This window comes from Capnocytophaga sp., from assembly GCF_030532915.1.
GTDB lineage: Bacteria > Bacteroidota > Bacteroidia > Flavobacteriales > Flavobacteriaceae > Capnocytophaga.
On sequence record NZ_JAUNKD010000019.1, the window covers coordinates 48,965 to 56,396 of the forward strand.

At 38.3% G+C, this 7,432-nt stretch carries 6 protein-coding genes; 2 read left to right on the forward strand and 4 right to left on the reverse strand.

Going from position 1 to position 7,432, the window contains the following annotated elements; all coding sequences use genetic code 11:
* Positions 1-33 precede the first annotated feature (33 nt).
* Entirely contained in the window at positions 34-918 is an 885-nt protein-coding gene (gene lipA / locus Q4D72_RS07410; RefSeq protein ID WP_303077119.1) for a lipoyl synthase, read from the forward strand.
* Positions 919-1,012: 94 nt separating this feature from the next.
* On the opposite strand, the gene Q4D72_RS07415 is transcribed toward lipA, so the two are convergent.
* The 4 genes from Q4D72_RS07415 to Q4D72_RS07430 all read right to left on the reverse strand — a co-directional run bounded on the left by Q4D72_RS07415 (position 1,013) and on the right by Q4D72_RS07430 (position 5,035).
* Positions 1,013-1,837 (reverse strand): ABC transporter permease, encoded by an 825-nt coding sequence (locus Q4D72_RS07415; protein WP_303077121.1) that lies wholly within the window; start codon positions 1,835-1,837, stop codon positions 1,013-1,015.
* Between the two features lie 6 nt (positions 1,838-1,843).
* A complete protein-coding gene (locus Q4D72_RS07420; RefSeq protein ID WP_303077123.1) occupies positions 1,844-2,743 on the reverse strand; it encodes an ABC transporter ATP-binding protein in 900 nt (299 codons plus the stop codon).
* A gap of 64 nt (positions 2,744-2,807) precedes the next feature.
* The gene (fabD, locus tag Q4D72_RS07425) at positions 2,808-3,686 is read right to left on the reverse strand and encodes an ACP S-malonyltransferase (protein WP_303077125.1); all 879 of its coding nucleotides are present in this window, start codon (positions 3,684-3,686) and stop codon (positions 2,808-2,810) included.
* A 194-nt stretch (positions 3,687-3,880) separates the two neighbouring features.
* Positions 3,881-5,035, reverse strand: coding sequence for an OmpA family protein (locus tag Q4D72_RS07430; protein WP_303077126.1), 1,155 nt, complete (start codon positions 5,033-5,035; stop codon positions 3,881-3,883).
* Positions 5,036-5,414: 379 nt separating this feature from the next.
* Here Q4D72_RS07430 and nagB point away from each other — a divergent pair, with 379 nt between their 5' ends.
* Positions 5,415-7,358 carry a glucosamine-6-phosphate deaminase gene (gene nagB / locus Q4D72_RS07435; protein WP_303077128.1) on the forward strand — a complete coding sequence of 648 codons (1,944 nt, stop codon included), beginning with the start codon at positions 5,415-5,417 and terminating at the stop codon, positions 7,356-7,358.
* The last annotated feature ends 74 nt before the right edge of the window (positions 7,359-7,432 follow it).

Here is a 7,432-nt window from a genome sequence, read left to right on the forward strand (position 1 = left end):
ATTTTTGGGGGCAATTTAATAGCAAATAAAATTATGAGTATTGACAATGTTGCAGTTGAAAGTAGTGTACTTCCGCCGAAGGGCAAACCGAAATGGATTCGCGTGAAGCTCCCGACGGGAAAAAAATATACCGAACTCAGAAATGTAGTTGATAAATATAATCTTCATACTATCTGTACCTCAGGAAGTTGCCCTAATATGGGCGAATGTTGGGGTGAAGGTACGGCAACATTTATGATTTTGGGTAATATCTGTACGCGTTCGTGCGGATTTTGTGGCGTAAAAACAGGTCGCCCTGAATCGTTGGATTGGGAAGAACCCGAAAAAGTGGCTCGTTCCATTAAATTGATGAATATCAAGCACGCCGTAATTACTTCGGTGGATCGTGATGATTTGAAAGATATGGGAAGCATTATGTGGGCAGAAACCATTAAGGCAATCCGCCGGATGAATCCTGAAACTACACTTGAAACATTGATTCCTGATTTTCAAGGAGTTGGAAAAAATATAAATCGTATTATTGCGGTTGAGCCAGAGGTGATTTCTCATAATATGGAAACGGTTCGGCGTTTGACTCGTGAGGTGCGCATTCAAGCCAAGTACGACCGAAGTTTGCAAGTGTTGAAATATTTAAAAGAAAATGGTGCAAAACGCACAAAATCAGGGATTATGCTTGGTCTTGGCGAAACCGAAGAGGAAGTGATTGAAACCATTCACGATTTGAAAAGCGTTAATTTAGATGTGCTTACCATAGGGCAATATTTGCAACCATCAAAAAAACATTTGCCTGTAAAACAGTTTATTACGCCTGAGCAGTTCGCCAAATACAAAGAAATAGGGGAGTCGTTGGGATTCCGACACGTGGAAAGCGGTGCTTTGGTTCGTTCGTCATACCGAGCTCATAAACACGTTTTGTAAAGAAAAAATAGAATTCGTTTTTTAATAAAAATTGGTTTTTGTTCGTTCATTGGTACTCCGTCAAAGTTTTAAAACTCTGACGGAGTTTTTTTTGTCATAAATCACGTCGTTTTATCAAATAATATGAAAGATAAATGAAAATGAATGTCCAGCCGAGGGTAATGAAAATGTCTGTCCATTGTACGGCATAGTTGTAGTTGGCATTGATTCCCACCTGATTAGCGGCTTCTTTGATGGCTGACATTCTGGTAAAAGGCTGTTTGATGAGGTTTCCCATTGCTTCCAATGGTAAAAAACGGGTAAACGGTTTTAAAGCGCCGTCGTTATAGTGTGAAATTCCTAAAATAATCGCTTCAATGACGTACCAAAGAATCAAAAAACCCAGCGAAAAGGCCGATTTTCGTGTTAAAACTGAAAAAAACAAACAAATACTGAAAAAACCGACCAATTTTAAGAAATAAGCCAACAGAAATTCCGTTTGTGAAAATATAATTCCGATTTCGTTAAAGGTGGAATACATCAAGCCTAAAATCATTGAGATAACAAAAACAACAACCGTTGAAATTAAGGCAAATAAAACCACTGTGAGGAATTTTGACAAAATAAATTCTTTTTTGCTTAATCCGTCTATTAGGTTCTGTTTCAGTGTTTTATTGCTGTATTCGCTGGCAATCATCGATACGATGACCACTGCCAGAAACAATTTGAAATAATCGGCAAAAAAGGTGTTAAAATGCCAAATAAACGGAAAATCAAAAATGCCCTGTTTTGCCAAATGGAATTCAAAATCACCAAAATCAATTTTTATCATTGAAAACAATGAAAGAAAGGTGAGCAGTCCGAAATACGAAAGAATTAAAATGCGGCTGCTTCTGCTGTTCCAAATTTTGATAAGTTCTATTTGTAATAATCGTATCATAATGAATTAGTTATGTGAATTTGTTAATTTAAGGAATTGATTTTCAAGACTTTCTTTTCGTTTTACCAAATGAGAAAGTACAAAACCTTTTTCGAAAAGCAATTTATTTAATTCTGATGCTTCCAAATCTGTTTTTGGAAAGGCTCTGATGATTCCATTTTCAGAAGTAACTTTTTCAAAATCAGGGTCATTTGTTAAGAGATAACCTAAGGTTTCGTTATTTTCACAGCTCAATTCAAAAAATCCGTTGTTGGTAATCATTTCATCAACACGTCCGTTGTAGAGCATTTTTCCTTGTTGAAGTACAATTACGTGCGAACAAACTTTTTCAACTTCGTCCAGCAAATGTGAAGCTAAAAGTACAGTAACTCCTTGTGAAGCAATGTATTGAATGAGTTCTCTGATTTTGTGAATGCCTTGTGGGTCAAGTCCGTTGGTGGGTTCGTCCAGAATCAAAATTTCGGGGTCATTGAGCAAAGCCGAAGCAATCGCCAAACGCTGTTTCATTCCGAGGGAAAAAGCCTTGAATTTCCGGTCTTTATACTCCCATAAGCCTACCAATTTTAATTTTTCTTCAATTTTTTCATCGGAAATTTCTTTGATTTTGCAAACCAATTTCAAATTTTGGTAGGCAGACATATACGGATAGAAATTAGGGCGTTCAATAATTGCACCAATTCGTTTGAGAGCTTGCTGATTGCTGAGACTTCCGTTGAACCATTTGTAACTTCCTGATGTTTTGTTTATTACCCCTAAAATCATTCCCAAAGTGGTTGATTTCCCGCTTCCGTTAGGTCCGAGCAAGCCGTACACATTTCCTTTTTCAATTTGAAATGAAACGTTATTTACGGCGTTAAAAGCCCCGAATTTTTTACAGAGATTTTGAATTTCTAAAATCGTTTTCATAGATAAAATAACTAAAAAAGAGATTGTTAGAAAAATGTTTTGCTAACAATCTCAAAGAAAATAATTATTCGGCAGAACTTACAACTGCTTCTTTATCAATCTTTTTTACCAGTCCTTGCAACACTTTTCCCGGACCGACTTCAATAAATTCGCTGGCTCCGTCTTTAATCATTTGTTGCACGCTTTGTGTCCATTTTACGGGAGCGGTCAGTTGATTAATCAGATTTTTCTTGATTTCGTTCGGATTGTAAACCGCAGTTGTTGTAACATTTTGATAAACAGGACAAATTGGTTTGTTGAAAGGCGTGTTTTCAATGGCTTTTGCCAGTTCTTCTTCGGCAGGTTTCATCAAAACGGAATGAAAAGCACCGCCCACAGGCAAAATTAGCGCTCGTTTGGCTCCGGCTTCTTTCATTGCTTCACAGGCTTTCTCTACTGCCGAAAGTTCTCCGGAAATCACCAACTGACCGGGACAATTGTAGTTTGCCGGCGTTACGATTCCGTCAATTTTTTTACAAGCTTCCTCAACCACAGCGTCCTCTAAACCTAAAACGGCAGCCATTGTTCCGGGTTGTAATTCACAGGCTTTTTGCATTGCCATCGCTCGTTTGTAAACCAGTTGCAATCCGTTTTCAAAAGAGAGGGTTTTGTTGGCAACCAATGCCGAAAATTCGCCTAATGAATGTCCCGCAACCATTTGAGGCTGAAATGATTCGCCTAATGTTTTGCTTAAAATCACGGAGTGTAAAAAAATGGCGGGTTGCGTTACTTTTGTTTGCTTTAAATCATCGTCAGAGCCCTCAAACATAATTTTGGTAATGTCAAAGCCCAAAATTTGATTTGCCGCATCGAACAGTTTTTTTGCTTCATTTGATTTTTCGTACAAATCACGTCCCATACCAACAAACTGTGCCCCTTGTCCGGGGAAAATATATGCTTTCATACTTTTTTAATTAAAATTTTTATTTTACAAACCTATTCTAAATCTTGTTCAAATGCAAGTTTTTTCGTCAAAAAAAATAATTTGGTTTGCTCGCAGCTGAATTTACAGTTTTTCTGCAAATGCAAAACAGGCTAAATCATAATGATTTAACCTGTTTTTTCAATTAATTGTATAACATTTAAAATAAATCGAGCCTATTTATTTTCTTCGATAGTTGCGATACTTACGCGGTTCCATTCTGGTTCAGAGAACATATCTCCGATACCGTTTCCTTGCGCTACGATACGGTCAGCAGCAATTTTGTAACGAGCGATAAGCACTTTTTTAACTGACTCGGCACGTGCGTTAGCCAAGGCAATGTTTTTCTCTTCATTTCCTTCCGGAGAGGCATATCCTTTGATAACCACACGGCTGTTAGGATATTTTTTCAAATACGTAGCAATACGCTCAACGTTAGGTAATTGTGAAGCATCAACGGTTGATTTTCCTAAACCGAAAGTAACCACAGATTCCAAGGTGTTTTTTGTTTTTGTAACGGTTTGCACCACAGGCTGTTGGTTTTTGGCAGCTTGTAAATCACTTTCAAGTTGTGAAATGCGTTGTTTAGCGCTGTTAAGTTCACTTTCTTTGCCGTTTACCTGGCTTTGTAGGCTGCTGATATTGCTGTTAAGTTGGTCAATTTCAGCTTGGTTTCTCCCTTCAATAGTAGTGAAGTGACGTGCACCGTTGCTTCCTTTGAAGCGATACACAATTCCTAAATTCACTTGTGAATTTGAATAGTTGATGTTCAAACTGTTAGCAGCATCTGAGCTTGGGGCATCAACAAAATACAAAATTGACGGTGATAATTTGATAGCAAACGCTTTGCTTTCACCCAAATTCAAAATAAAGTTAGCTCCGAATTTGGCTGTCATCACGTTGTAATTGTTGTTATCACCCATCTCAAATTTGTGTAACCAACCCGGACCGGCAAAAGCCTCCACTTCAAATTTGCGTGGCATACCGTTATAACCTGCAAAAAGGTTGTTAAGGTTAAAAGCACCAATAAGTGCCACATTAGTTTCTTCAATCACTAATGGATTTCTTTCTGCTCCATTCCAGTTTTGGTTTAGGTAAGCATTTGCATCAAAACCTAAACGGAAAACAGGTGAAATTTGTTTGCTCAATTCCGCTCCGAAATTAAAACGAACATCCTTAATCAAATCATACCCTTTTGTAGGAAGATACCCACCGGCATTCACGCCAATTTGCCAATTGTCAAAAAATTTACTTTGGCTAAGCCCTTGTTCTTGTGCCGAAGCGGTAATTGCCGCAACAGCCATCATCGCTGATAGAATAATTTTTTTCATAAAAAAAATACTATTGTTAATAATCCGGGGCAAATATATAAAAAAAATAGTAGCGTGCGAAAAAAAACTAAAAAAATAGGCGTTTTTTTGATTTTTAATTTGTAAATTCTTGAAATTTATTTGTTTATATGAAAAATAATTTGTGTAAATAAGTTTTAATCAGCAACAAAGAGGTTTTGTTCTTCTGAAAAAATGTGTTCTTTATCAATGAAAATAGATGTAGCGGCAAGTAATTTTCAGTTTAGTTTTTAATTTACTAATTGATAAACGGTTACAAAAACAGAAAAAAACTTTCATAAATTGTACTGCTGTTTCAGATTTAATTCGTATATTTGACCTCGTTTTTAGAAAAAGATAAACAATCAATAAAACAATAAAAATGAGTACAACAATCGAAAAAAATGTACAATCCATTAAACACCAACCAGCCGGATTGTTTGAAGAAACACGTTACGAGAAGATACACAATGTTATTTTCTCTGATTCGGTAGCTGCCTCAGTGGCTGTCGCTCACGAAATTGCTCACTTAATACGCTCCAAGCAAGCCAAAGGCAAAAAATGTGTTTTGGGTTTGGCAACCGGTTCCTCTCCTATTAAAGTATATGAAGAATTAGTGCGCTTGCACAAAGAAGAAGGGCTTAGCTTTCACAATGTAATTACCTTTAACTTAGATGAATACTATCCGATGGAAAAGGAAAATGTTCAAAGTTACTGGCATTTTATGCACGAGCATTTGTTTAACCATATTGATATTCCGAAAGAAAATATCAATATCCCTGACGGAATGGTTCCGCGTGAACAATTGGTAGACTATTGTTTGAGCTATGATAAAAAAATAAAAGAATTTGGAGGTATTGACTTTCAGTTGCTTGGAATTGGTCGTACGGGGCATATCGGATTTAATGAGCCGGGTTCGCACCGCAATTCCGGAACGCGTATCATCACCCTTGACCATATCACCCGTGCCGATGCAGCCGGCGCTTTCCACGGAATTGCCAACGTACCTAAACAAGCCATTACGATGGGTGTTAGAACCGTTATGAAAGCCGACCGTGTGGTGCTTTTGGCTTGGGGTAACAGCAAAGCCAAAATCGTGAAAGAAGCCATTGAAGGCGATGTAACTTCCGAAGTGCCGGCAACTTATTTGCAAGGGCATAACAACGCCACTTTTGTGTTAGATGAGGAGGCTTCGGCACAACTTACCCGAATTAAAACACCTTGGCTTGTGGCTGATTGTCAATGGAATGAAGATTTGAAAGCCAAAGCAATCATTTGGCTTTGTGAGCATTTGGGCAAAACTATTTTGAAACTTACCGATAAGGATTACAACGAAAACGGAATGTCGAAACTGTTGGCAGAATCGGGTTCATCATACGATATGAATATCGCGATGTTCAACCGCTTGCAGCACACCATTACCGGTTGGCCCGGAGGAAAACCCAATGCAGATGATTCGCATCGCCCTGAAAGAGAGTTGCCTCACAAAAAACGCGTGATTATTTTCAGTCCGCATCCTGATGATGATGTTATTTCAATGGGCGGAACTTTTGACCGATTGGTTTCACAGGGGCACGAGGTTCACATAGCGTATCAAACTTCCGGAAATTTTGCCGTTTCAAATCACGAAGCACTCAAATTTGCCGAAGTATTTAAGCATATTACCAAAAAGAACGGGGGTGATACTCAAATGCTTAATGAGATTATTGATGCCATCAATAATAAGAAACCCAATGAAACTGATGCGCCTGCCGTACGCCTTTTAAAAGGAAGTATCCGTCGTCACGAATCATTGGCAGCTACGCGTTATGAGAGTGTTCCTGATAATCAAGTTCATTTCTTGGATATGCCTTTTTACGAAACAGGTTCGGCTAAGAAAAACCCTATTGGAGAGGCTGATATTAAGATAATTATGGATTTGATTGAGGAAGTGAAACCCCATCAAATTTACGCAGCAGGTGACCTTGCCGACCCACACGGAACACACAAAGTGTGTTTAGATGCCATTTTTGCTGCTTTGAAAAATCTCAAACATAAAGATTATATGAAAGATTGCTGGTTGTGGCTCTATCGAGGCGCTTGGCACGAGTGGGATATTCACGAAATTGAAATGGCGGTACCGATGAGTCCGGATCAAGTGCTTAAAAAACGTCAGGCTATTTTCTTCCATCAATCACAAAAGGACGGGGCGATGTTTCAAGGGGAGGATTTACGCGAGTTCTGGCAACGAGCCGAAGCTCGCAACAGCGAAACAGCCCGTCGTTACAGAGCCTTAGGTATGGCAGATTATGCTGCTATTGAGGCGTTTAAACGTTGGATTTTTTAGTGATTTTTTTTCATAGATAAAAGTTGGGTATCAAAAATGCCCAACTTTTTTGTTGTGATAAAAATAAAAAGAGG

Bases quoted from the DNA above. Each gene is read 5' to 3' on its own strand.
- lipA (WP_303077119.1), top strand. From the start codon at position 34: ATGAGTATTGACAATGTTGCAGTTGAAAGTAGTGTACTTCCGCCGAAG.
- Q4D72_RS07430 (WP_303077126.1), bottom strand. From the start codon at position 5,035: ATGAAAAAAATTATTCTATCAGCGATGATGGCTGTTGCGGCAATTACC.
- Q4D72_RS07420 (WP_303077123.1), bottom strand. From the start codon at position 2,743: ATGAAAACGATTTTAGAAATTCAAAATCTCTGTAAAAAATTCGGGGCT.
- fabD (WP_303077125.1), bottom strand. From the start codon at position 3,686: ATGAAAGCATATATTTTCCCCGGACAAGGGGCACAGTTTGTTGGTATG.
- Q4D72_RS07415 (WP_303077121.1), bottom strand. From the start codon at position 1,837: ATGATACGATTATTACAAATAGAACTTATCAAAATTTGGAACAGCAGA.
- nagB (WP_303077128.1), top strand. From the start codon at position 5,415: ATGAGTACAACAATCGAAAAAAATGTACAATCCATTAAACACCAACCA.